Genomic DNA, 23,928 nt, shown 5'->3' on the forward strand with positions numbered 1-23,928 from the left:
GCATCAACCTAACATGCGCGGCATGACCCCCCAAACGGGGAGGACTCCCCATGCCCGAGGCATCCCGCCCCCGGTCAGCCCTCGGCGGCGCGCGCCTCCTCGGACTCCTCGCGCGCCCGGTCGAGCAGCGGGAGCTCGTCCGCGCTCACGAGCCGCGTCGCCACGGCGTACTCCACGAGCCGGGCCCGTCGATTCGTGGCGAGCTTGCCTCGCCCGCCCCGCAGGCCGTCGACCCCGATCTTGTCGAGCTTCTCGCACACGTTGTCGAGCTTGCGGTTGAACGTCGTCATGCTCCAGCCGAGGCGCTCGGCGGCTTCGGCCGAGCTCGGCACGGTCGCCCGTCCCGCCGGCTGCACGAGCACCTGCTCCGCGAGCGCGAGCACGAGCAGCCGCTGGCTCGGGGTGAGCGTCACCGGCATGATCGTCGTGCCGGCCGTGGAGGTCTCCGCCGTCAGCGAGGTGTTGTAGAAGTCGTCTTCCGCGTGCACGGTGAAGTCGTAGGCGGTGGACCCGGCGCTGAACATCACGTGCATCGTCTGGAACACGATCGGCAGCCGGGCGCCCGGGGCGAGCCAGGCCTGCACGCTTCCCGTGGCGTCGGACACGGTCGCCGAGAGCAGCTGGCCGACGTTGTCGAGCCACCAGAGCCCGTACTCGGCACGCAGGGTCAGGAACACCCGGTGCAGGTAGGGGTTCTCGTCGATCACCAGATCGGCCTCCCGGCCGATGCCGAACGGCGCGCCCTCCTCGACGGTGTACCACTCACCGCAGAACTCGATCCGCAACGGTCTCATGCTGTGCACCCCCGCACGCTCTCGCTCGTCTTGCTCCCCCGTTGCACCTGCACGTCGATGCAGATGCGCTGCCCCGGCGTCACCGGGGAGACCACGATCTCCGGGCCGTCGGCCACGGCGGGCGAACCGGAGCCGTCGGCGAGGCGCCAGCGGTAGCGGTCGCCGTCGGCCGCGTCGTCGTGCGAGACCTCGAAGGTGACCGCGGTGCCGTCGGCCGAGACGACGCCGTCGCCGACGACGGGCGACGGCACCTGGGCGCCGGCGATCGCGTCCTCGGTGTCGACGGCCGGCGGTGCGCTCGCCTCCGGCGGTCCGGCGAGCTGGCCGGAGAGCGCCACCGCGACGCCCACGGCGGCCACCACCACGAGCGTGGCCGCGATGCCGATCACGAGGCCGAGCCGTGAACGTCGGGGTTGCTCGGAGGGCGCGGCCGGCGCCGCGGTGGACGCGGGCGGGCCGGGGAAAGGCGCGGCGGACGGCGCAGGGCGGTGCGAGGCATCGGCCTGCTGCACGCCCCTGGGGCGGATGAGCGTCTGCTCCTCGGCGGGCGCAGCGGGCCCCGGCATGGACGGCGTCCGCGGCTGCGGCTGCGGCTGCGGCTGCGGCTGCACGGTGACCGGGCCGCGTGCACGGGTCGCATCGGGATCGGGGGCGGTGGGCTGCGCCTGGATGGAGGCGACCCGGGCGCGGGTCGCGTCCGCGCCGTCGTCGACCGGTTCCGGCTCCGCCGCGGCCGCAGCGAGCAACTGCGTCGGCACCTCGATCGCGGTGGCGGCGTAGCCGAGCTCGAGCTCGACCCGCTGCAGGGCCCTGGCGAACTCGACCGCGCTCGCGTACCGCTCCTCGCGACGGACCGCCATGCCCCTGCGGAGCACGGACTGCAGCGTCTGCGGCACGTCGTCGCGATCGATCGGGGTGATCGCGCCGCGCTCGATGCGACCGATCAGGTCGAGCGACCCGTTGGGTCGCCCGGGGAGCTCGAACGGCGAGCGGCCGGCGAGGAGGGTGTGCACCGTCGCGGCCAGTGCGTAGACGTCGCTCCGCGTGTCCGGGCGAGGATCGTCGTCGAACAGCTCGGGCGGCGACCAGGGCACGCTGAGCCCGATCGCGGACTGCGCACCGCCGGTCGAGCCGCTGTCGGCGCCCCCGCCGAGGAACGTCATGGTGTGCACCGGCAATTCGCCCTCGAGCGTCGAGGAGATGCCGAAGTCCGTGAGCGCCGGCCAGCCGTAGTCGTTGGTGAGCACGTTGGCGGGCTTGATGTCGCGGTGCAGGATGCCGGCCGCGTGCGCCGTCGCGACCGCGCTGGCGAGCCGGATGCCGGTGCGCAGCGCAGCGTCGACCTGGAACGGCTCCCGCTTCAGCTGCGCGGCGAGGCTCGGCCCCGAGCAGTACTCCATCACGAAGTACGGCCGGCCGTCGGCCGCGACGTCCGCGTGGAAGATCGTCACGATGTAGGGGTGCGCCGAGAGCTGGGCCATCAGGTTCGCCTCGGCGACGAACTGCGCCCGCGTGTCCCGCGAAAGCTCATCGGCGACGAGCACCTTGACGGCGACCCGGCGACGCGGCAGCCGCTGCTCGTACAGGAAGACGTCGGCGAAGCCGCCCGAGCCGAGAAGGTCGACGTACTGGTACCCGGGAAGCTCCGGCGGCGTGCTGGGCTGCCGCCGCATCAGTCGGCCACCACCCGCATGGTGCAGCCGCCGCCGAGGTCGATCAGGGTACCGGCGAGCACCGGGGTCGGCTCGCCCGCCCGCAGTTTCACCGGTGCGCGGTCGGGCTGCACCACCGTCGTGCCGTTGCGGGACTGCAGGTCCGTGACGACGACGGTGCCGCCCTCGACCGCGAGCCGCAGGTGCGAGCGGGAGATGTCGGGATCGCCCACGCCGATCTGCACGAGCTTCGGCAGCGACGCGCCGCTCGAGCGGCCGGCGCTCGGTGAGCGGCCGAGCACGATCTCGCCGGTCAGCGCCTCCTCCCGGCCGTCGGCGAGCACGAGACGGAGCCGGGCCGGCTCGGGCTCCGGGCCCGACGGCGCGGCGTGGGCCTCGGCGAGCGGGCCGGTGCCGCGCTCGCGGCGGAGCCGTTGCAGCTTCGTGACCGCGACGGTGAGCCCGTCGTGGTCGCCCGTGACCGGTGTCTCCTCGGGCGCCCGCGCCGCATCGGCCGCCGCAGCGAGGCCGTGGCCTGCTCCGGTGCCGATCACGATCGTCTCGTCGTCCGCCGGCACGAGGGTGTGCTCTGGGGCGGACGGAGCGGGCTCCGGTTCCGGCTCGGGCGCGGGCTCCGGCGGCGCGCTCGGCCGTTCCGGGGCGGCGGGTGCCGGAGCGGGCTCCGGCACCGCGACCTCGTCCGCCGGCTCGGCGGGCGCGGCCTTGGCGGCCTCGGCGGGCTCGGCATCGGCGGGCTCGCCTCGGCTGAGCGTGTGCGCGGGCACGACGCCCTCGAGCAGCGGCAGCGGCCCGACGCCGCCGCCCGCCCTCGCGAACGGGGCGAGCACCTCGAACACGGGCTCGGTCTCCAGCGCCCGCTCGTGCCAGGTCGACACACCGGCCGCGGTCACCGTCTCGCCCGCCGTGCGCACGCGGAACCCGCCGCGGACGACGACGCGTACCCGGCCTGGTACGGCCACGACGAGCGCGAAGTCGGGCAGCGCCGTGATGCCGTCGCGAGCGAGCTCGCCGAGCACCGCCTCGACGGGGTCGGCGGCGGCGAGCGCGTCCCAGAGCCCGGGGTGGGCCGGCCAGGCCGCCACGGGGACGAGCAGCGCGGCATCCCCGCGCACGAGGGCGAGCGTCTTCGCCGCCGAATCGGGCACGTAGCGGATCATGCGGCGTCGCCCTTTCTGGGCAGGGTGTCCTCCGGCGCCGGGGCCCGGTCCCTGGTCGTCTCCTCGTCGAGCTCGTGCTCGCCGCTCTCGGCTTCGACGACGACCACGGTGACGTTGTCCCGGCCGCCGCGGGCGAGCGCCTCGTCGACGAGCTCGCCGGCGAGTCCCTGCGCGTGCCCGCCTCCCGTAGCGAGCACCTGCGAAATGGCGTGGTCGTCGAGCTCCTTCGTCAGCCCGTCCGAGCAGATGAGGAAGACCTGGCGCCCCTCGGCGGGCAGCAGCCACACATCGGGCTCGACGATCTCCTCCGCCCCGAGCGCGCGGGTGATGACGTTCCGTTCGGGATGCCGCTCCGCCTCCTCGGGCCGGATGACCCCCGCATCGACGAGCTCCTGCACGGCCGAGTGGTCGACGCTCACCTGGCGCAGGCGCCGGCCGTCCCAGTTGTAGACCCGCGAGTCGCCGACGTTGAACACCATCCAGCGCAGGCCTTCGGCCGGCCCCGCGTCGACGAGCGCGACGCCGGCGAGCGTCGTGCCGGCGACCGCGGTGCCGAGCTCGCCGTCGTCGCTCAGCGCGCGGACGGCCTCGTTCGAGGAGTGGATCGCGTCGAGGATCTGCTCCGGCGTCGACGATCGGCCGAACTCCAGGTGCCGGCGGAAGGTGTCGAGCACGGCACGGCTCGCGGCATCGCCCCTGGCGTGGCCGCCCATGCCGTCCGCGACGAGGTAGACGGGGGCCTCGGCGAGGTACGCGTCCTCGTTCATCTGCCGCACCCGGCCGACGTCGCTCGACGCACTGTGGGCGATCACCGCCCCGCCGTGCGGCAGTGCCGTGCGCCCCTCGTCGTCGATCGCCACGCTCGCCTCCCCTTGGCCGGCTCGATCACGCCGGTCGCGGGCGAGCCGGAGACCACGCTACCAAGAGGAACGGGCCGGGCCGCGCGGCCCGGCCCGTTCGGCTCGGTCGAGATGACGCCTGCGCGTCAGTCCTCGGTGAAGTGCGGCACCTCTTCCATCAGCGTGTGACCACGACGGCGCGCATCGATCCGCGCCTTGACGAGGCTCGCGATGGTCGCGACGAGCATGGCCGCCAGGATGACACCGAGCGACATCCAGGTGGAGATCTCCGGCGCCCACTCGATGTGCTCGCCGCCGTTGATGAACGGCAGCTCGTTCACGTGCATGGCGTGCAGCACGAGCTTGACCCCGATGAACGCGAGGATGAAGGCGATGCCGTACTTGAGGTACTCGAGGCGCTCCAGCAGTCCGCCGAGCAGGAAGTAGAGCTGGCGCAGGCCCATCAGCGCGAACACGTTCGCCGTGAAGACGATGAACGGGCTCTGCGTGATGCCGAAGATCGCCGGGATGGAGTCGAGCGCGAACAGCAGGTCGGTCGTGCCGATCGCGACGAACACGATGAGCATCGGGGTGAAGAAGCGCCGGCCGTCGATCGTGGTGCGCAGCTTCACGCCGTCGAAGTCGTCGGTGAGGCGCACCCGGCGGCGGAGGGTGCGGATGAGGAACGAGTCCTTCTGCTCCTCGTCGTCGTGGCCGCCGCGGATCTGCCCGATCGCGGTCCAGACGAGCCAGGCGCCGAAGAGGTAGAAGATCCAGCTGAAGTTCTCGATGAGCGAGGCGCCCAGCAGGATGAAGATGCCGCGCAGCACGAGGGCGAGGATGATGCCCACCATGAGCACCTCCTGCTGAAGCTTCCGCGGCACCTGGAACCTCGCCATGATGATGACGAAGACGAACAGGTTGTCGATCGAGAGGCTGTACTCCGTCAACCAGCCGGCGAGGAACTGCCCGCCGTGCTCGGCGTCGCCGAGGAGGAACATCAGGCCGGCGAAGATCAGCGCGAGCACGACGTAGAAGACGACCCAGAGGGTGGACTCCTTGAACGAGGGCACGTGCGGACGCTTCACGACCAGCAGCAGGTCGGCGACGAGGATCAGGGTCAGGACCACAAGGGATCCGACTTCGAACCAGATGGGGAGCTCGAGCACAGGCGGCCTTTCGGGGAGTTGTGGGGTTGACGGAACCCGAAAGTCTCTCCTCCGCACTCTCGCGCTGCCACGCCCGGAACGTCTTCATCGGCGTTCGTACTGACGATCGTGGCTCACGGCGCTCACGCACCGCGGGATACTCCCCTTCGCTCCGGGAAGTCTAGCGGAATCGCGGACATAGACTCGTACCCCCGGAAATCGAGGAGACCGATGAGCGCCCAGACGACGCCGCCCACCTACCGAACCGCCCCGTGGTCGAAAGCCATCGGGCTCTTGATCTTCACTAGCCGCTGGCTGCAGGCCCCGCTGTACCTCGGCCTGATCGTCGCCCAGGGCATCTACGTCTGGGTGTTCCTGAAGGAGCTCTGGCACCTGCTCGAGGGCGTCTTCAACGTCGAGCACGCCCTCACCGAGGCGCAGATCATGCTCGTCGTCCTCGGCCTCATCGACGTGGTGATGATCGCGAACCTGCTGATCATGGTCATCATCGGCGGCTACGAGACCTTCGTGTCCCGCATCAAGGTCGACGGGCACCCCGACCAGCCCGAGTGGCTCTCGCACGTGAATGCGAACGTGCTCAAGGTGAAGCTCGCGATGGCCATCATCGGCATCTCATCCATCCACCTGCTGAAGACCTTCATCGGGGTCGGGGCGATCACCGAGCAGGGCGCGGTCGAGAACGGCGAGAAGTACACCTCGACCGGCGTGATGTGGCAGGTCATCATCCACTGCGTGTTCATCCTCTCGGCGCTCGCGCTCGCGTGGATCGACCGCATGTCGTACCACCGCGGCCACCCCGGCGAGACCCACGACGGCGTGCCCGTCCCCGTCATCGCCGCGGAGCAGGGCGCGGTCGCCGCAGGCCAGTCGGCCGTGCCTGCGCCGCACGACACCGCACCGTCGCGGGGCTGAGCCCCACCGAGGCAGCGGGCGGATGCCCCGGAGCAACTTCTGCGCCGGGGCATCCGTCGTTTCGAGCGCGGCGCGAACACCGCCGTGAACCGCGGCCGAAACGACGAAAGCCCCCGCTTTCGCGGGGGCTTTGCGCCGTGTTGCCGATCGTGACCCCAGCGGGATTTGAACCCGCGCTACCGCCGTGAGAGGGCGGCGTCCTAGGCCGCTAAACGATGGGGCCGTGTCTTCGGAATCTCGTTCCGTTTCCGGCAACTCGAAGAGTATGACACACCTTCGGAGCACATTCCAAATCGAGCGGGGCCTGCCGTCGGGGCGCTCGCTCCGACCGCGATCCGAGGCCGGAACCGCGCCCGTCCGGCCCCTGCTTGCGCCCCGCGCCGCCCGGGTGTTGGCTCGAAGCATGCGCCTCACGAAGCTCGAACACGCCGCCCTCATCGTCGAGGACTCCGGGGACCGGCTCTTCATCGATCCGGGAAAGTTCACGACGCCGATCACCGAGGCGCACGGCGCCCTCGCGATCGTCATCACCCACGAGCACGATGACCATTGGACGCCCGCGCAGCTCGACCGCATCCTGGAGCAGAGCCCCGAGGTGCGCATCTTCGGACCGGCCGGCGTCGCGGCCGCGGTGTCCGGCTACCCCGTCGAGACGGTGACGGCCGGCGAGACGCGGGAGCTCGGCCCGTTCCGGCTCCGCTTCTTCGGCGGGCGGCACGCGGTGATCCACCCGTCCATCCCGGTCATCGACAATCTCGGCGTGCTGGTCAACGACGCCCTGTACTACGGGGGCGACGCCTTCAGCGCCCCGGAGGGCGTCGCCGTCGAGGTGCTCGCCGCACCGGCGGCTGCGCCCTGGATGAAGCTCAGCGAAGCCATGGACTACGTGGAGCGGGTCGCGCCGAAGCGCGCGTTCCCCACCCACGAGATGCTGCTCTCTCGCGCCGGCAAGGATCTGTCGAACGCGCGGCTCGCCTGGGCCGTCCAGCAGGGCGGCGGCGAGTACCTCGCCCTCGAGCCGGGCGACACCCTGGACTTCTGAGGCGTATTCGCCCGGTCAGCGCCCGTCGTCGGGCGGCTCGGTCTCACCGGCCCGCGGGCGAACCGCCTCCGGCCCCGCCATCGTGAACTCTCCCCCGCCGTACTTCGACGCCGCGACCGACATGACCTTCGGCCACATCCGGTGTCTCGCCTCGGCGGCGCGACCGCTGTCGAAGTAGATGCCGCGTTGGTTCGCGTCGCCGTTCACGCTGACGACCGCCGCAGCGGTGGCCACCTTCGTGCTCGCGCCGACCATCCAGGTGTCCTTGTTCCCGTCGGTGGTGCCCGTCTTGCCGATGAGGGGCACGTACGGCTGCACCGCTCTGTTCGACGCCTCTGCCGTGCCGCTAGTCATGACCCGGCTCATCGCGTAGTGCATCGCCGCCGCGACCTCGGGGGCGACCGAGGCCTGGCAGGTCGACTTCGGCACCGGCACCTCCTCGCCGTTGCGGTCCACGATCCGGTCGATGGCGATGGGCGAGCAGGTGACGCCGTTGTTCGCGATGCCCGCGTAGGCGACCGCCATCGTGAGGGGCGCGACCTCGTTCGTGCCGAGGATGGTCGAGGGGAACTGCTGCAGCGGTCCGCCGTCGGCGCGGTGGACGCCGAAGGCCTCCGCCGTCTTGCGGATGCCGCAGAGGTCGAGCTGCTTCGCCATGCCGACGAAGCCCGTGTTGATCGAGCCGATCGTCGATTCGAGCGCCGTGTACGCCGAGCCCGACTCGTTGGCGTCGTTCTTCGGGTTCCAGCCCTCGTCGCCGTAGCCGCCGACGCAGCTGTCCTGGAAGGAGCCCCAGTTCGCCTTCGGCCGGGAGTCCACTCGCTCGGTCAGCGCGTGCCCCTCGTTCAACCACTGCGCGAGCGTGAAGACCTTGTACGACGATCCCGGCTGGAAGCCGCTCGATCCGCCGTGGTCGTAGTCGGTGTTGTAGTTGATGCTCGTGTACTGGGGCCCCTGTGCGAGCACGGCCGGGTCCTGGCTGTAGATCTTGTTCTGCGCCATCGCCAGCACGCGGCCCGTGCCGACTTCGACGCTCGAGATCACGCCGCCGAGATCCCAGCCGGGATACGTCTGCGGCACGTTCTCGTTGATCGCGGCGATGGCCGCTGCCTGCAGATCAAGGTCGAGGGTGGTGTACACCTGGTAGCCGCCGCGCCGGAAGTTCGCGAGGCGCTCCTCGCTGTCCTCGCCGAAGGTGGGGTCGGTCTGCAGGATCGTCTTCACGTAGTCGCAGAAGTAGGCGTGCGGGCCGGCGGTCTGGCAACCGGTGCTCGGCTCGACGATGTTGGGGGTCACGGGCGTCGCGATCGCCTCGTCGTACTGGGCCTGGGTGATCTTCTTCAACTCGAGCATCTGGCGCAGGATGTAGTTCCGGCGATCGGTGTTGGTGCGGTACTCGTTGGCGGCGCCGTTGCGCTCGTCGTCGGGCTGATCGATGCGGAACTTCTCGGGATTGTTCACGATCGCCACGAGCGAGGCGGCCTGCGCGAGCGTGACCTTCGCCGCGGTCGTGCCGTAGTAGTAGTTCGCGGCGGCTTCGATGCCGTACACCGTGCCGCCGAAACCGGCGATGTTCAGGTACGCGAGCAGGATCTGGTCCTTCGAGTACCGCTTCTCCACACCGATCGCGTAGCGGGCCTCCTTGAGCTTTCGATCGAGGCTGGTCTCGGTGACCTTCTCGTAACAGCTCTCCTTCGCCTCGGCGACGAGTTCACTGCGCTCTTCGGGAGTCAGCTCGCGGCCCTCGGCCGCCGCCTGTTCTTCGGCCTTCGCGGTCGCCGCATCGCCGGATTCGGTCTCGCACTCCTGCACCCGCACGTTCTTCACGTACTGCTGGGCGATCGACGAACCGCCCTGCGTGTTCCCGCCGCTCACGGTCTTCACCGCGGCTCGGAGTGTGCCTTGGACGTCGACCCCGCCGTGATCGTAGAAGCGCGGGTCCTCACCCGCGACCGTCGCGTCCTTCACGAACTGGCTGACCTGGCCCCATTCCACCTCGACACGGTTCTGCTCGTAGAAGGAGGCCATGAGACTCGGGACCCCGGCTGCCGTGACGGCGTAGATGTTGCTCTTCTCGGAGGGTTCGTCGATCTCCAGGTAGCCGGGCAGGTTCTCGAACATGCCGATCGATTGGGTGGCGCTCGCCCCGACCAAGCCGATCGCGGGGGTGATGCCGGCGACGACGAGCGCGCCGGCGGCGGCAGAGGCGCAGATCAGCCCGAGGAAGCCGCCCAGCACGCCGAGCGGTGTGCGCCGATCGACGAAGTCGCGATTGCGGAGATTCCGATCCATCCGTGCTGTCTCCCCGATGCTGCGTCGCGGCCGTGCCGCCGTCCCCTCGAACGAGGGCCCCTCGTCCCATGGAACCCCAGGGCCTGCCGCATGTCCAGCCTCTGGCGCCCGCGGCGTGTCCGTGAGCTTCGCTCGCCTCGGCCCGTACTCAGCCGCGATCCCGTCACCCGGCCTGAGGGAAGCTCCCCGGGAACAGCGGACCGTCGCCGGGGCGCACGTCCCGTTCGGCGTAGGCGGCGCGCAGCTGCTCGAAGATCCGCTGTCCCTCGCGGCCGAGCTCCTCCAGGTCGACGCCGGGCAGGGTGCCGTCGACGACGACCGCTCGTCCGGCGACCATGCTGAACCTCGTGTCCCGGGCTGTGCCGGAGAGGATGAGCGCTCGGAGCGGGTCGTCCACGGGGCCCGTCCGGAACTCGTCCAACGCGAAGGCGACGAGGTCGGCGCTCGCGCCCGGGGCGATCCGGCCGAGGTCGGGGCGGCCGAAGGCGCGGGCGCCTCCCAGGGTGGCGGCCTCGACGTACTCGGCGAGCAGTCCCCGCGAGAGATCGCCGTGCTGCACCTTCGCGAGATGGACGCCGGCGTCGATGCCGCGGATCAGGTCCGGCGGGAACGAGTCGGTGCCGAGGGCGATCGTGATCCCCGCGTCGAGGTAGTCGGACAGCCGTTCGAGGAGGAAGGCGTATCTGGCGTTCGTGAGCGGGCAGTGGATGATGCTGGCCCCCGCTCCGGCGAGCGCGGCGAGGTCGCCGAGGTCTTCGCCCGCGACGTCGGGATGCACGTCGAGGTAGACCCCGTGGGCGAGGATGAGGCGCTCGTTGAGCAGGCCGGCCCGCTCGATGAGGCCGAGCGGCGTCGTGCCGCTGGCCGCGGCGATGAGTTCGCGCTCGGCGTGGTCCTGGAAGGCGTGCACCCGGACCCGGACACCTCGTTCGGCCGAGACCCGGCCGGTCTCGTGCAGCAGCTCCTCCCGCACCGTCTCGATCCGGCACGGCGCGAGGATCCCGGTGACGAGCGGGTCGCCGAGACGCTCGACGGTGTCGAGGAAGCGCACCGCGTCGGCGAAGCCGGCTCGGCCGAGCTCGTCGTCCCAGTGGATCGCCGCCACGCCCCGCTCGTCGGTCACGTGCACCCCTGAGCGGTAGCTCGGGCCGAGGAAGGCGCGCAGCCCGAACTCCGAGGCGGTCCGCGCGACGTCGAGGAGATCGTCGTGGTGCTCGGCCCAGGCCGAATGCACCTCCGAGGCGATCGGCGCGAAGCTCGTGATGCCGTGCAGCGCGAGCTGGGCGAGCGCATACCGCCGCATCGTCGAACGGTCCGCTGCCGAGAGCACCTCGCGCCGGCGGTGCCTGGCGTAGTCGGCCGACCAGCCGAGGCGCTGCTCGTGGGCGGGGTCGCCCCAGGCGTCGAGCTGGAGGTGGTCGAGGTCGGCGAGCGCGTCGAGGTCGATGAGGCCCGGCATGAGGACGCTGCGGCCGAGTTCGATGCGCTCGTCGGCGGGGCCGGTCAGTTCGGCGTCGTCGGCCCGGCCGACGGCCGCGATCCGCTCGCCGACGACCAGCACGGCGCCGTCGCGCAGGATGGCGGTCCGCTCCCCCTCCCTGGTGACGACCCAGTCGGCGGTGAGGAGCGTCCGGCGCGCGCTCACGAGGCCAGCCGTTCGCGCCGCACCGGACGCCAGCCGGGGCGCGGGACCGCGGCCCGGAGCGAGCGCGTGTACGGGTGGACCGGCTCGGCGAGGAGCTGCGCGGTCTCGCCGTGGTCGACCACCCTGCCCTGCTCCATCACGATCATCCGGTCGGAGATCTGGTTCACGACGGCGAGGTCGTGGGAGATGAAGAGATAGCTGACCTCGCGGGCGGCCCTGATGTCGGCGAGCAGATTGAGGATCTGGGCCTGGATGGAGACGTCGAGGGCGGCGACGGCCTCGTCGAGCACGATGACCGCGGGGTCGGCGGCGAGCGCCCTGGCGATCGCGACGCGCTGGCGCTGGCCGCCGGACAGCTGGTGCGGATGCTTCGCGGCGAAGCCCTCGTCGAGGCCGACGCTCTCGAGGATCTCCAGCGCGCGCCGCGGCGCGGATCGGCGTGCCGCCGCATCGCCCGCGTGCAGCGCGACGCTCGTCGCGACGATGTCGCCGATGCGTTGACGGCCGTTCAGCGAGGAGTAGGGGTCTTGGAAGACGTACTGCACCTCGCGGGCCCAGCGTCGGCGGTCGGCGAGCCGCTTCACGCCGCCGGCGCGCGACTCCCCGCGCACCGTGAGCTCGCCCGCGGTGACCGTCTCGAGGCCGACGAGCATGCGGGCGACCGTGGTCTTGCCCGAGCCCGATTCTCCGACGATCGCGAGGCACTCGTTCGGGAAGAGCTCGAAGGAGACGTCGTCGACGGCGACGACGGGCTCGTCTCCCGCCCGGCCCGGGAAGATCTTGCGCAGCCCACGGGCGACGACGATGGGCTCGCCCAGACCGCCCGTCGCACGGTCGGTTCCCAGGGGCTCGTTGGGGGTCATGAGGCCTCCGCTTTCAGCAGTTCGTGAGTGGCTCGGTCGTAACGCAGCACCGGCAGCCGCTCCACGCGGCGCTCGATGCTCGGCCGCGCGCCGAGCAGTTCGATCGTGTACGGGTGCGTGGGCGCCTCGTAGACGTGCGCGCCCTGCTCGACGATCTCGCCGGCGTACATGACGGCGAGGCGGTCGCAGCAGGCCGCGGCGAGCTCGAGGTCGTGGGTGATGAACAGCAAGGAGAGGCCTCTGGCCCGCCGCTGCTCGTCGAGGATCGCCATGACGTCGGACTGCGCGGTGACGTCGAGCGCGGTGGTGGGCTCGTCGGCGAGGATGAGCTTCGGTTCGGCGAGCAGCACGCTCGCGATCATCACGCGCTGGAGCAGCCCGCCCGACAGCTCGTGCGGATACTGGCGGAGCCGCTGCTCGGGGTTTCGCACCCCGACCTCGTCGAGGAGTTCGACGGCGCGCCGCTCGGCCGCTCGCCGGTCGACGCCGCGGTCGCGCACGAGCGCCTCGGTCAGGAAGTCGCCCACCCGGTGCACCGGGTTCACGTGCGCCCTCGGGTCCTGGAAGATCATGCCGACATCCCGCTGCCGGTAGCGGCGGAGCGCCTGCGCGTTCATCCGCGGCACCGAGGCACCCTCGAAGGCGATCTCGCCCGTGACGCGGAACGCCGGGTCGAGCATCCGGGTGATGGCCCGGGTCGTGAGCGACTTGCCCGATCCGGACTCGCCGACGAGGCCGAGCGCCTCCCCCGCGCCGATCGTGAAGCTCACGCCGCGCAGCAGCTCCTGCTCGCCGCCGCGCAGGCGCAGGGTGGCCCGAACATCGTCGAGCCGCAGCAGTGGTTCGGTCATCGCATGCTCCTTGCACTCGAGGTCAGGCGGTCGCCGATGACGGTGACGCACCAGACGATCAGGACGATGAGGCTGCCGGCGGCGATCGCCTCGGTCGGCTGGCCGCGCAGCACCGAGTCGAAGCCGCTCTTGACCATGAGCCCGAGGTCCGCCGTCGGCGGTTGCACGCCGAGCCCGAGGAACGACACGGCGGCGAGGTCGATGACCGCGAAGCCGAGCGACGACACCGCCTGCGCGACCACGATCGGCTGCACGTTCGGCAGGATCTGCGTGAAGGTGATGCCGGCGCCCGACTGGCCCTGCAGCCAGGTGGCCGACACGTAGGGCATGTTCCGCTCGCGCAGCGCCGCGCCCCGGACCACCCGGGCGACGTAGGGGACGTAGGCGATCGCGAGTCCGCAGACCACGGTGATGAGGCTCGGGCCCCAGATCGCGACCGCGATGAGGCCGAACACGATCCCGGGCACGGCGAACAGCACGTCGAGCAGCCAGCTGATGGCCGTGTCGATGCGCCCGCCACGCCAGGCCGCGAGGAGCGCCAGCAGGGTGCCGACGACGGTCGCGATCAGGATTACGAGCCCCGGTCCGGCGAGCGTGATGCGGGCACCCCAGATGAGCCGGGACAGGATGTCCCGGCCGAGCGCGTCCGTGCCGAGCAGGTGCGCGGGGCTCGGCCCGGCCAGCGAGGCGAGCAGGTCGGGGTAGTCCGGGTCGTACGGGGCCACCACGGGGGCGAACGCCGCGGCGAGCGCGATGACGAGCAGCAGGGCGGCGGCGATGCAGCCGACGACGCCGAGCCGGTCCCGTGTGGACCGGGCGAGCCCGGCGCCGCGCCGCTCCCGCGCGACCCTGGCGACGGCCAGGCTGGTGGTCGATGGCGTGGTCATTTCCGGCTCCCCAGGGCGATCCGCGGGTCGATGAAGGTGTAGAGCACGTCGACGACGGCGTTCACGAGGACGAACGCGACGACGAGCACGAGGATGACGGCCTGCACGACGGCGAAGTCGCGCTGCAGGATGGCCCGGACGAGCAGCGAGCCCAGGCCGTCGAGGGCGAAGACGTTCTCGACGACCACGGCCCCCGCGATCAGCGTCGCGATCGTGAGCCCGAGCACCGTGACGATGGGCACGAGCGAGTTGCGCAGCACGTGGTGGCGCACGATGTAGCCCGGCGCGAGCCCGCGCACCGTCGCGGTCTGCACGTGCTCCCGGTCGCGCTCCTCGAGCACCGAGGCCCTGGTGATCCTCGCGAGGTACGCGGCGCTCGCCACGGAGAGCGCGATGGCCGGCAGGGTGAGGTGCACGAGCGTGTCCGCTCCCCCGGAGCCCGAGCCGAAGGTCGGGAACCAGCCGAGCGCGACGGCGAAGACGCTGATGAGCGCGACGCCGATCACGAACGACGGGGTGGAGAGCCCGATCGCCGCGAGCGTGGAGGTGAGCTGGTCGGTCCAGCCGCCGCGGAGCGCTGCGAGCGTCCCGGCCGCGATGCCGACGACCGCGATGATGAGCGCGGCCATCGACACCAGGGCGAGCGTGGTGCCGACCCGGCTCGCGATGAGCTCCGAGACATCCTGCCGGTACACGATCGAGTAGCCGAGGTCGCCGCGGAGCAGGTCGCCGAGCCAGGCGACGTACCGCACGAAGAACGGATCGTTCAGGTGGTACTGCGCCGTGACCGCCGCGATCTGCTCCGGGGTCCCGCCGCGGGGGCCGAGGATGAAGGCGAGCGGACTCCCGGGCGCGAGGTAGAGCAGCCCGAAGACGATGAAGGAGGTCACGAGGAGCACGAGCAGCAGGCCGCCCGTGCGTCGTGCCAGATAGCCGCCGAGGGACATCCGGCTACTCCACCCCGCCGATGGTGGCCGCCCACGGCGCGTAGAGGTAGGCGAACGAGGCGGTGGCGCCCGAGATCCGGTCGTTCTGCACGAGCGTCACGGGCTCGTAGGCGAGCGGGATCCACGGCAGCTGCTCGGTGATGATGCGCTGCGCCTCGATGACGAGCTCGGCACGGGCCGCGTCGTCGGTCTCGGCGCGGGCCGCGAAGAGCGGCTCGTCGGCCTGGTCCCAGCCCGTGTAGTTGTGGCTGTCGGTGCTCGCGAAGAACTGGTACACGTCGAGCGCGTCGGCGAAGCTGCCGTAGTTCGTCGTGAAGAAGCCGTCGATGCCCTCGCGTGCCGCGGGGTCGAAGTAGAGGTTGCCGAACTGCTCGACGGGGATCACCTTGGTCTGGATGTCGAGGCCGATCGCCTGCCCCGCGGCCTGGATGACGTTCGCCGTCTGCTCGTGCACGGCGGAGCTGCCCTGCACGGCGAGGACGATGGGGGCGACGGTGCCGGCCTCGGCGACGAGCGCCTTGGCCGCGGCGAGGTCGGGCTCCGCGGAGAACTCGCCGGCGGCTTCTTCGAAGGCCTCGCGCTCGTACCCCCAGTAGTCGGGGCCGGCGAGACTCGTGGCCGGGATTCCGGCGCCCTGGAACACGACCTTGGTGAGCGCCTCGCGGTCGATGGCGAGCGACAGCGCCCGACGGATCCGCTCGTCGCCGAGCGCGCCGTCGAAGTCGGTCGTCGTCATGGTCCAGAAGACGAGCGACTTGCCGTAGGTGGTGGTGACGTCGTCGCTCTGCTCGAGCTGGGTGAGGCCGGCCGGCGGCAGGTAGAAGAACTGGCCGTCCACGTCGCCGGACCGGAGGGCGTTCACCGCGGTCGACTCGTCGGCGATGAAGCTGAACTCGAGCTCGGCCGCCTTCGGCGCGAGTGCGGCGTCCCAGTACCCGGGGTTCGCCGCGAGCCGGAGGTTCTTGCCCGAGCTCCAGGACTCCAGCGAGAACGGGCCGGTGCACTGGAGGCCGCCGCTCGGCGTGCCGAACGCCTCGCCCGCCGATTCCGCAGCCTGCTTCGACACGATCGCGCCGGCGGCGGTCGCCATCGCCTGGGTGAACAGCACGTCCGGCTGGGTGAGCGTCACCGTGACCTCGTTCGGCGCGGTCGCGGTGATCGAGGCGACGTTCTGGAAGTAGCTCGCGAAGTAGCTCGTCGTGGTCTCGCCGGTCTGGCGCTGCAGCGAGTAGACGACGTCCTCCGCGGTGAGCGGCGTGCCGTCCCAGAAGGTGACGCCGTCACGCAGGGTGTAGACGACGGTGGTGTCGTCGGGCTGCGTGACCGCTGACGCGAGGCCGGGCTCGGTGCTGAGATCCGGCTTCATGCGCACGAGGCTGTCGCAGAGGTTGGCCACGACGGTGTTCTCGGCGTAGTTGAACGTGTACATGGGGTCGAGCGACATCGGCTCGTACGGGAGGTTCCACTTCACGAGCTCGACGGGCGCGGTGCCCGGCTCGGTCGTCGTGGCGAGGTTCGAGAGGTCGACCTCGAGGCCGCCCTCCCCGGTCGCGGGTTGCGCGGTGCAGCCGGTGAGGGCGAGCCCGGCGGCGGCCAGGGCTGCGGTCGCGAGGGTGATGCGGCGTCGGGACACGGGAACTCCTTTGTCGGTGTGTCGGTTTCGATGGGGGATGGAGCGAAACGGATCGCGCCGGCTCAGCTCGCGGGGACGGTCCGTCCGTCGCGGACGACGCGTTCTGGGGCCGGGCGGTCGACGACGAGCTGGGCGAGCGATTCGCCCGCGAACTCGAGGCGGGTCGGCGAGTCGGCGGTGGCCGGGACGGACAGTTCGGGGATGCCGAGGAGGCGGCCGCCGTGCTCGGAGGCGATGCGGTAGGCGCGCTCGAGTTGGGCGTCGGTCATGGCGCCGGTGCGGTAGGCGAACAGGTGGGCGCGATCGACCATGCTGCCGGTGCCGAACGGCGTCCAGGAGTCTCGGACGCCGTCCGAACCGAGCGCGAGCTCGACGCCGTGCGCGTCGAGCAGCTCGGGGTCGAGCACGGGGTCGTCGCCGAGGGCGCAGGTGGTGACCCAGAGTCCGGCCTCCGCGACCCGGTCGAGCGTCTCGCGGAGCGACGGGGCGTTCCGGTCGGCGAGCGCGAAGGCGTGGCTCACGGTGACGCGGCCCTGCATGCCCCGCGCGACGGTGCGCGCGGCGATCTCGCGGATCTGGGCGAGGCCGGGCTCGCCGCCGTCGTGGAGGTGGATGTCGAGGTCGCGACCGCTGCGCTCGGCGAGGCCGAACACCGCGTCGAGGTGGCCGGCGACGTCGCCCTCGAGCCCGAGCGGGTCGATGCCGCCGACGAGGTCGGCGCCAGCGTCGAGCGCGGCGGCCATGACGTCGAGCGTCCCGGGATTCGTCAGCAGGCCGAACTGCGGGAAGGCGACGATCTGCACGCGCAGCCACGGCGCGAGCCGGGACGCCGCAGCGCGCACGCCCTCCACGTTGCGCAGGCCGAGCTCGCTCGACACGTCGACGTGGGCGCGCATGGCGAGGGTGCCGTTCGCGAGCGCCGTGCTGAGCAGGGCGTGCGCACGCTCCTCGACGCTGCGGGCGTACCCGCGCTGCGTCGCGAGGTCGTTCGCGATGATCTCCGGCAGCCCCGCTGCCGCGGTCCGCGACATCCAAGGGCCGCCCCAGCTGGACTTGTCGGGGTGGATGTGCGCGTCGACGAGGCCGCCCGCGACGACGAGGCCGGGCGAGCTCGGGCGCGGCTCGTGCGCGTGGGGGCCGGTGGTGGCGTCGGTCATCCCTGCTGAACTCCTTCGTTCCCGCGATTCCCCGCGTGGCGGTCGCGAGCGTGAATTGTCAGATGTATGATAACCATACATTCACGAGAGAAGAGAATGGAATCGTGAAACCCATCCAGCGCCGCTCACTCGTCGACACCGTGGTCGACCGCCTGCACTCCGAGATCACCTCCGGGTCCTGGCCGGTCGGCACACGCATCCCGACCGAAGCGGAACTCACCGAGCAGCTCGGCGTGAGCCGCCCCTCCGTCCGCGAGGCGGTGCGCTCGATCGTGCAGCTCGGCCTACTCGAGACCCGCCAAGGCGACGGCACCTACGTCGTCGCGGACGATCCCACCGAGGTCGCGCTCCGCCGCACCATCGACGTCGCCGACGCGCGCGAAGTGCTCGCCGTCCGCCGCGCCCTCGACATCCTGGCTGCCCGCGAAGCGGCCAGCCATCGCGACGACGACGACCTCGCCGCGCTCGCCGACGCCCTGGCCGGGCGCCGCGCCGCCATCCAGGCGGAGGACGTCGACGCCTTCGCCGACCACGACGTCGCCTTCCATCTCGGCATCGCCGGCGCCTCCCACAACCGACTCCTCGTCGGGCTCTACGCGAGCTTCGACGCCTCGCTGCGCCACTCGGTCGCGCAGAACTCCTGCCTCTCGAACAATGCGGACCCGAACACCGCCGACCTGCACGAGGCGCTCTTCCTCGCCATCGAACGGCGCGATGTCGACGCCGCGTCGGCGGCGGCCGTCGGCGTCCTCGACCAGAGCGAGCAGTCGCTCGATGGCTGAGCGGCGCGCCGGACTCGGCGCGCCGATCGCGGCCGGCGCCCTCGTCGTCGGCATCGGCCTCTCCGTGCGCTCGCCCATCACGAGCGTCGCCGCCCTGCTGCCCGAGCTCGAGCACGACTTCGAGCTGGGCGCGAGCGGCACGGCCTGGCTCAGCACCATCCCCGTCCTGCTCTTCGGACTCGCGGCGCCGCTCGCTCCCCCGCTCGCCCGCCGCTTCGGCGCCGACCGTGCCGCCGCCGGGCTGCTGACGACGCTCGCGATCGCGATGCTGCTGCGCCCGCTCGGCACGGCCCCGCTCCTCATCGGCACCGTCGTCGTCGGCGCGAGCATCTCCCTGCTCGGCATCCTCACGCCGCAGCTCGTGCGCACCCACCTCGTCCGACGCCAGGGACTCTGGTCGGGCGTCTACACGGCGGCCTTCGGCGCGAGCGCCGCGCTCGGCGCCTCCCTCGCCGTGCCACTGCTCGGTCCGAGCGGCGGCAGCGCTGCCGTCGCGGTGGGCCTCTGGGGACTGCCCGTCGCCGCCGCGGCCCTCCTCGCCTGGGCGGTCTCGGGGCGACTGGCCCGCGCAGCCGGACGCCTGCCCGAGCTCGCGGCCCCACAGCTGCCCGGCTCGATCCTGCGCGCCCCACGGATGTGGTCCGTGACCGGCTTCTTCGCCGCACAGGCGCTCATCTACTTCGCCTTCACCGCTTGGCTGCCCACCATCGCCGTCGACCGCGGGCTCGCTCCGGCCCAGGCCGGCCTCCTGCTCGCCTGGTTGAGCGTGGCCGGCATCCCGGCGGCGCTCGTCGCGCCCGCCGTCGCGGCCCGGTTCCGCAGCCAGTCCGGGGTCATCGCGGTCGTCTCCGGCTGCTCGGTGTTGGGCGTCCTCGGCCTCGCCGTCGCCCCCATCGCACTGGCCCCCGCCTTCGTCGCCGTGCTCGGCGTCACCCAGAGCGCCGCGTTCGGTCTCGCCGTCGGCCTCATCGTCGCGCGGGCGCCCGACATCGCCCGCACCTCCGCGTTCTCCGCCGTCGCCCAGGGGGTCGGCTACGCGGTCGCAGCGCTCGGCCCGCTCGTCCTCGGCCTGCTCTCCTCCGCCGGGGTGCCCTGGACGCCGCTCATCGCGGGGCTCGCCCTCGTCGCCCTGGCGCAGCTCGCCTTCGGGGTCGTCGCCGGCCGTCCGGCTGTCCACCGCCCGACCCTGCCGGCCGAACCGCCGGATCCGTCCATCGAACGGGCCACGACCCGGAGGTCCCTGACATGACGCGCACCCGTGCCGCAGTGGGCGCCGCCGTCGCGACCGCGGCCGTGCTGGCGCTCGCCGGCTGCACAGCCCCCGCGGCGAGCCCGACGACTCCCCCGCCCACCATCACCGCACCGACCGAGGAGGCCACGCCCATGCCCACGACCCCGACCCTGCCGCCCGCCGAGGCGACCGCCCTGCTCGTCTCCGCGACCGCCGCCGGCGACCTCGCAGAGGTGCAGCGCGCACTCGAGCAGGGCGCCGACCCGAACTCGCGCGACGCCGAGTCGCGCCCCGTGCTCGTCACCGCGACCCGGGCGGAGCGCGCCGACCTCGCCGAGGCGCTGCTCGAGGCGGGCGCCGACCCGAACGCGAAGGACGCCATCGAGGACTCCGCCTTCCTCTACGCCGGCGCGGAGGGCCTGAACGAGATCCTCCGGCTCACCCTCGAGCACGGGGCGGATGTGGCGAGCACGAACCGCTACAACGGCACGGCGCTCATCCCGGCGAGCGAGCACGCGCACGTCGAGACGGTGCGCATCCTGCTCGCAGCCGGAGTCCCGGTGAACCACGTGAACCGCCTCGGCTGGACGGCGCTGCACGAGGCCATCGTGCTCGGCACCGGCGGCGCGAAGCACGTCGAGACCGTGCGCCTGCTGCTCGCCGCGGGTGCCGACCCCTCGATCCCCGACGGCGACGGGGTGCTGCCCCGCCGGCTCGCCGAGCAACGCGGGTTCACCGCGATCGTCGCAGAACTCGACGCGGCCGGCTGAGCGGCCGGCCAGGGCGCGCGAAGCCGTGCTCGCCGCACGTCAGTCGCGCGGCGGCGCCGGCTTCGCGGGCGGGGGCGGCGGCATCCGGCGCAGTTGACCGAAGCGGCCGGCGACGCCCGCCAGCAGGAGCGGGCGCGCGAGCACCCAGGCGCCGACGAGAGCAAGCACCGAGACCGCGAAGATCGCGAAGCCGAGCCAGTCGCTCGCGTCCCGCGAGGCGTACATGTGGTTGAGGTTGCGCAGGGCGCCGGTCGCGAGCACGAGCACGACGTGCACGAAGGTGAAGAGCAGGAAGAACAGCATCACCGGGAAGTGCAGCGCGCGCGCGAGCTTCTCGGGAAACGCCCGGGCGAGCCGGCCCTGCATCGGCCAGACCGGCGAGAGCCGCAGCCCCGTGAGCACCGCGAGGGGCGCGGCGAGGAAGACGACGGCGAAGTAGGAGAGCACCTGGGCGTCGTTGTAGGCGACCCAGGAGTTCTCGACGGGCCAGTCGAGCGAGAGATACTGCAGCACGACGGAGATCGTGTTCGGCACGACGTCCCAGCTCGTCGGCACGATGCGCAGCCACTGCCCGGTCGCGAAGAGCAGCACGACGTAGACGAGCCCGTTGAGCACCCAGAGCGCATCGACGACGAGGTGCAGCCACACCGAGATGCCGAGCCGGCGCGGCGCGCCCTTCGTGCGCGGCCAGCGCGTGTTGTCCCGCGTCCAGAACGCCGGCGGTCGCGCCTTGGACCGGATGATGAGCCCGGTGCGCACGAGCAGCACGAGGAAGAACGCATTGAAGAAGTGCTGCCAGCCGAGCCAGGCGGGGATGCCGACCGGCGCGCCCTCCGGCAGCGGGCTGTGACCCGGGTAGCTCGCCACGAAGGCCTCGACCTCGGGCAGCGTGCGCAGCCAGCGTGCGAGGAGCACGGCGAGCCCGAGCAGCACGACCGCGCCGACGGCCACGATCACGAGGCGCTTCGGCGAACGGAGATCGAGCGCGGAGCGCGGGGAGGACGGCACGGTACTCAGCGTGCCGAAACTGCCCGGCGGGTGCAACTCGGTCGCGTCACACGCCGCCCCGATGTCGCGGGCCGGCCAGGACGCCCCCAGGGCCGGCTCACTGCGGGTACGGTGTCTCGCCGCGCGCGAGCATGCCGACGAGCTTCTCGAGGCGGTTGCGCCGGCTCGTCTCGCTCGGGGCGGTCGCGATGCGGTGCAGCACGGCGAAGCGGTTCGTGGCGTTCAGCCGGGCGAACAGCTCGGCGGCCGCCGGCTCCGCGTCGAGCGCCGCCCGGAGATCGGGCGGCACCTCGGCGGTCCGGGAACCGGCGTAGGCGCGGTCCCAGCGGCCGTCGGCCTTCGCCCGCGCGATCTCGGCTTCGCCGCGCGGCCGCATGCGGCCCGCCTCGATGAGCGCGGCGACGAGCCCGATGTTGCGCTGCGACCAGAGCGAGGCGCGCCGCCGTGGGGTGAAGCGCTGCAGGAAGGTGGCCTCGTCGTAGCTGCGCTTCTGTCCGTCGATCCACCCGCTGCAGAGGGCTTCGTCGAGCGCGTCAGCGTAGCTCAGCGAAGTGGGATGGGTCGTGCCCTTCTTGGCGAGCAGGAGCCACACCCCGTCGGACTCGTGCTCGTTCGCATCGAGCCAGGCGCGCCAGGCTGCGGCATCGGCGACGACGAAGGGCTCGGGGGTCTCTGCTGGCACGCCCCCACGATAGCGACGACCGCCGACGTGATTCCGATATCGAGGGGGTCACTTTCCGGCATCCGCGCCCGCGACCCCCCGATCGGATGTCGGAATCCGACCCCCTCGGAGGGGGCGCAGCACCCGGGCGATCGTCGCGACCGCCTGTTCGAAGCGGGCGGGATGCTCCGCCGCGTAGTGCACGATGAGGCCCGGTGGGCCGGGGCGGTGCCGCTGGGCGCTGAGCGGCTGCACGAGCACGCCCAGTTCGCGCGCCGAGGCGGCGACCCGGGCATCGTCGACCCCGTCGGGCAGCTCCAGCAGCAGGTGGAGGCCCGCGGCGACGCCGCGCACGCGAACCCCCGGCAGCTGCGCGCGGACCGCCGCGACGGCCGCGTCCCGCCGGAGCCGGTGCCGTGCCCGCATCGCCCGCAGATGCCGTTCGAGCGCGCCGGTGTCCAACAGCCGCGCCAGCGCGAGCTGCGGCAGCGCCTGTGAGCCGAGTCCGCTCGCCCACTGCCGTTCGACGAGCTCCTCGACGAGCCGCGCGGGCGGCACGAGCCAACCGAGCCGGAGGGCGGGCGCGAGCGTCTTCGACAGGCTCGAGGTGTAGGCAACGCGCTCGGGCGCGAGCGGCTGCAGCGCGCGCACGGGGCGCCGGTCGTAGCGGTACTCGGCGTCGTAGTCGTCCTCGATGATGAGCCGGCGGGCCTGTTCGTCCGCCCACGCCACCAGCTCCCGCCGCCGCCCGGGGGCGAGCACGACGCCGCTCGGGTACTGGTGCGCGGGCGTCACGAGGACGACGTCCGCGTCGCGCCGCCGGAGCTCGTCGACCACCAGGCCGTCCGCGTCGACGGACACGGGCTCGACCCGCGGCATCCAGTACTCCAGGATCAGGCGGTTGCCCGTCGCGCCCGGATCCTCGAGCGCCACCGAGACGTGCCCCTCGCCCAGGAGCGCCCCGGCGAGCAGCGCAAGCGCCCCGGTGACGCCGGCGGTGACGATGACGCCGCCCGGTTCAGCGACCACCCCGCGCGAGCGGGCGAGCCACGCCGAGAGCGCGGCGCGGAGCGCCGGGGCGCCGGCCGGGTCCTGATAGCCGAGGGTGCGCCGGGACGCCTCGGCGAGCACCTCGCGCTCCGCGCGCAGCCAGGCCGCGCGGGGGAACGCCGTGAGCTCGGGCAGGCCGGCGGCGAGGTCGATCGGCTCGTGCACCGTGCCCTGCGGCGAGTGCGGCGATGCGACGCGCCCGGCGCCGCGCGGTGAGGTCGTGCGCGGCGACGCCGTGCGCATGCTGCGCGCGCTCGCGGCGGCGACCACCGTGCCGACGCCGACGCGGGGCTCCACGAGGGCCTCCTCCGCGAGCCGGCGGTACGCCTCGGCGACGGTGTTCCTGGCGAAGCCGAGTTCGCCCGCGAGCACCCGGCTCGCCGGCAGCCTGGACTCCGCGGGCAGGGCGCCGCCGGCGATGGCCGCACGCAGTTCGCCGGCGAGCCAGTCCGCCCGACGTCCGCGCGGCACCGCGGTCGAATCCAGCAGGAGGAATCCGTCGCCCGGCATTGGCCCAATCTATCCATCATCGATCGCACCTGTCGATGGTCCATTCGAGCGGGCA

General features: G+C 72.3%; 21 protein-coding genes and 1 tRNA gene. 5 read left to right on the top strand and 17 right to left on the bottom strand.

Going from position 1 to position 23,928, the window contains the following annotated elements; all coding sequences use genetic code 11:
• Positions 1-74: 74 nt before the first annotated feature.
• The 5 genes from ACFWE1_RS01565 to ACFWE1_RS01585 form a co-directional block, all read right to left on the bottom strand.
• Positions 75-794 (bottom strand): hypothetical protein, encoded by a 720-nt coding sequence (locus ACFWE1_RS01565; protein WP_376933049.1) that lies wholly within the window; start codon positions 792-794, stop codon positions 75-77.
• Positions 791-2,467 carry a serine/threonine-protein kinase gene (locus ACFWE1_RS01570; RefSeq protein WP_376931801.1) on the bottom strand — a complete coding sequence of 559 codons (1,677 nt, stop codon included), beginning with the start codon at positions 2,465-2,467 and terminating at the stop codon, positions 791-793. The genes ACFWE1_RS01565 and ACFWE1_RS01570 overlap by 4 nt, the downstream gene beginning before the upstream one ends.
• Positions 2,467-3,624: an FHA domain-containing protein gene (locus ACFWE1_RS01575; RefSeq protein WP_376931802.1), complete on the bottom strand. Its 1,158-nt coding sequence runs from the start codon at positions 3,622-3,624 to the stop codon at positions 2,467-2,469. Before ACFWE1_RS01575 ends, ACFWE1_RS01570 begins: the two co-directional genes overlap by 1 nt.
• On the bottom strand, positions 3,621-4,484 hold the full coding sequence (locus ACFWE1_RS01580; RefSeq protein WP_376931803.1) for a PP2C family protein-serine/threonine phosphatase: 864 nt from the start codon (positions 4,482-4,484) through the stop codon (positions 3,621-3,623). Before ACFWE1_RS01580 ends, ACFWE1_RS01575 begins: the two co-directional genes overlap by 4 nt.
• A gap of 125 nt (positions 4,485-4,609) precedes the next feature.
• On the bottom strand, positions 4,610-5,632 hold the full coding sequence (locus ACFWE1_RS01585) for a TerC/Alx family metal homeostasis membrane protein (RefSeq protein ID WP_376931804.1): 1,023 nt from the start codon (positions 5,630-5,632) through the stop codon (positions 4,610-4,612).
• Positions 5,633-5,842: 210 nt separating this feature from the next.
• On the opposite strand from ACFWE1_RS01585, the gene ACFWE1_RS01590 reads away from it, so the two are divergent.
• The gene (locus ACFWE1_RS01590; protein WP_376931805.1) at positions 5,843-6,544 is read left to right on the top strand and encodes a TIGR00645 family protein; all 702 of its coding nucleotides are present in this window, start codon (positions 5,843-5,845) and stop codon (positions 6,542-6,544) included.
• 150 nt (positions 6,545-6,694) lie between these two features.
• On the opposite strand, the gene ACFWE1_RS01595 is transcribed toward ACFWE1_RS01590, so the two are convergent.
• Positions 6,695-6,767: transfer RNA gene (locus ACFWE1_RS01595), tRNA-Glu, on the bottom strand.
• A 180-nt stretch (positions 6,768-6,947) separates the two neighbouring features.
• On the opposite strand from ACFWE1_RS01595, the gene ACFWE1_RS01600 reads away from it, so the two are divergent.
• Complete coding sequence (locus ACFWE1_RS01600) at positions 6,948-7,586, top strand: MBL fold metallo-hydrolase (protein WP_376931806.1); 639 nt, start codon at positions 6,948-6,950, stop codon at positions 7,584-7,586.
• A gap of 15 nt (positions 7,587-7,601) precedes the next feature.
• On the opposite strand, the gene ACFWE1_RS01605 is transcribed toward ACFWE1_RS01600, so the two are convergent.
• The 8 genes from ACFWE1_RS01605 to ACFWE1_RS01640 form a co-directional block, all read right to left on the bottom strand.
• The gene (locus tag ACFWE1_RS01605; RefSeq protein ID WP_376931807.1) at positions 7,602-9,878 is read right to left on the bottom strand and encodes a transglycosylase domain-containing protein; all 2,277 of its coding nucleotides are present in this window, start codon (positions 9,876-9,878) and stop codon (positions 7,602-7,604) included.
• Positions 9,879-10,041: 163 nt separating this feature from the next.
• The gene (locus ACFWE1_RS01610; RefSeq protein WP_376931808.1) at positions 10,042-11,523 is read right to left on the bottom strand and encodes a chlorohydrolase family protein; all 1,482 of its coding nucleotides are present in this window, start codon (positions 11,521-11,523) and stop codon (positions 10,042-10,044) included.
• A complete protein-coding gene (locus ACFWE1_RS01615) occupies positions 11,520-12,386 on the bottom strand; it encodes an ATP-binding cassette domain-containing protein (RefSeq protein WP_376931809.1) in 867 nt (288 codons plus the stop codon). The genes ACFWE1_RS01610 and ACFWE1_RS01615 overlap by 4 nt, the downstream gene beginning before the upstream one ends.
• The gene (locus tag ACFWE1_RS01620; RefSeq protein ID WP_376931810.1) at positions 12,383-13,237 is read right to left on the bottom strand and encodes an ABC transporter ATP-binding protein; all 855 of its coding nucleotides are present in this window, start codon (positions 13,235-13,237) and stop codon (positions 12,383-12,385) included. Before ACFWE1_RS01620 ends, ACFWE1_RS01615 begins: the two co-directional genes overlap by 4 nt.
• Positions 13,234-14,124: an ABC transporter permease gene (locus ACFWE1_RS01625; protein ID WP_376931811.1), complete on the bottom strand. Its 891-nt coding sequence runs from the start codon at positions 14,122-14,124 to the stop codon at positions 13,234-13,236. Before ACFWE1_RS01625 ends, ACFWE1_RS01620 begins: the two co-directional genes overlap by 4 nt.
• A complete protein-coding gene (locus tag ACFWE1_RS01630; RefSeq protein WP_376931812.1) occupies positions 14,121-15,071 on the bottom strand; it encodes an ABC transporter permease in 951 nt (316 codons plus the stop codon). Before ACFWE1_RS01630 ends, ACFWE1_RS01625 begins: the two co-directional genes overlap by 4 nt.
• A gap of 4 nt (positions 15,072-15,075) precedes the next feature.
• A complete protein-coding gene (locus ACFWE1_RS01635; RefSeq protein WP_376931813.1) occupies positions 15,076-16,704 on the bottom strand; it encodes an ABC transporter substrate-binding protein in 1,629 nt (542 codons plus the stop codon).
• Positions 16,705-16,766: 62 nt separating this feature from the next.
• Positions 16,767-17,861: an amidohydrolase family protein gene (locus ACFWE1_RS01640; protein WP_376931814.1), complete on the bottom strand. Its 1,095-nt coding sequence runs from the start codon at positions 17,859-17,861 to the stop codon at positions 16,767-16,769.
• Between the two features lie 104 nt (positions 17,862-17,965).
• Between ACFWE1_RS01640 and ACFWE1_RS01645 the strand changes: the two genes are divergently transcribed.
• Genes ACFWE1_RS01645 through ACFWE1_RS01655 form a run of 3 tightly spaced genes read left to right on the top strand, consistent with a single transcriptional unit; the run spans position 17,966 to position 20,644 of the window.
• Positions 17,966-18,643: a FadR/GntR family transcriptional regulator gene (locus ACFWE1_RS01645; protein WP_376931815.1), complete on the top strand. Its 678-nt coding sequence runs from the start codon at positions 17,966-17,968 to the stop codon at positions 18,641-18,643.
• Positions 18,636-19,892 (top strand): MFS transporter, encoded by a 1,257-nt coding sequence (locus ACFWE1_RS01650; protein ID WP_376931816.1) that lies wholly within the window; start codon positions 18,636-18,638, stop codon positions 19,890-19,892. Before ACFWE1_RS01645 ends, ACFWE1_RS01650 begins: the two co-directional genes overlap by 8 nt.
• On the top strand, positions 19,889-20,644 hold the full coding sequence (locus tag ACFWE1_RS01655) for an ankyrin repeat domain-containing protein (RefSeq protein ID WP_376931817.1): 756 nt from the start codon (positions 19,889-19,891) through the stop codon (positions 20,642-20,644). The genes ACFWE1_RS01650 and ACFWE1_RS01655 overlap by 4 nt, the downstream gene beginning before the upstream one ends.
• A 39-nt stretch (positions 20,645-20,683) precedes the next feature.
• Here ACFWE1_RS01655 and ACFWE1_RS01660 read toward each other — a convergent pair whose 3' ends face one another.
• The 3 genes from ACFWE1_RS01660 to ACFWE1_RS01670 all read right to left on the bottom strand — a co-directional run bounded on the left by ACFWE1_RS01660 (position 20,684) and on the right by ACFWE1_RS01670 (position 23,873).
• A complete protein-coding gene (locus ACFWE1_RS01660) occupies positions 20,684-21,661 on the bottom strand; it encodes a cytochrome b/b6 domain-containing protein (RefSeq protein ID WP_376933050.1) in 978 nt (325 codons plus the stop codon).
• 88 nt (positions 21,662-21,749) lie between these two features.
• Entirely contained in the window at positions 21,750-22,334 is a 585-nt protein-coding gene (locus tag ACFWE1_RS01665) for a YdeI family protein (protein WP_376931818.1), read from the bottom strand.
• 48 nt (positions 22,335-22,382) lie between these two features.
• A complete protein-coding gene (locus tag ACFWE1_RS01670; RefSeq protein ID WP_376931819.1) occupies positions 22,383-23,873 on the bottom strand; it encodes a PLP-dependent aminotransferase family protein in 1,491 nt (496 codons plus the stop codon).
• Positions 23,874-23,928 lie beyond the last annotated feature (55 nt).

Origin of the sequence: Agromyces sp. NPDC060279 (assembly GCF_042726785.1) — a bacterium.
Lineage (GTDB): Bacteria > Actinomycetota > Actinomycetes > Actinomycetales > Microbacteriaceae > Agromyces.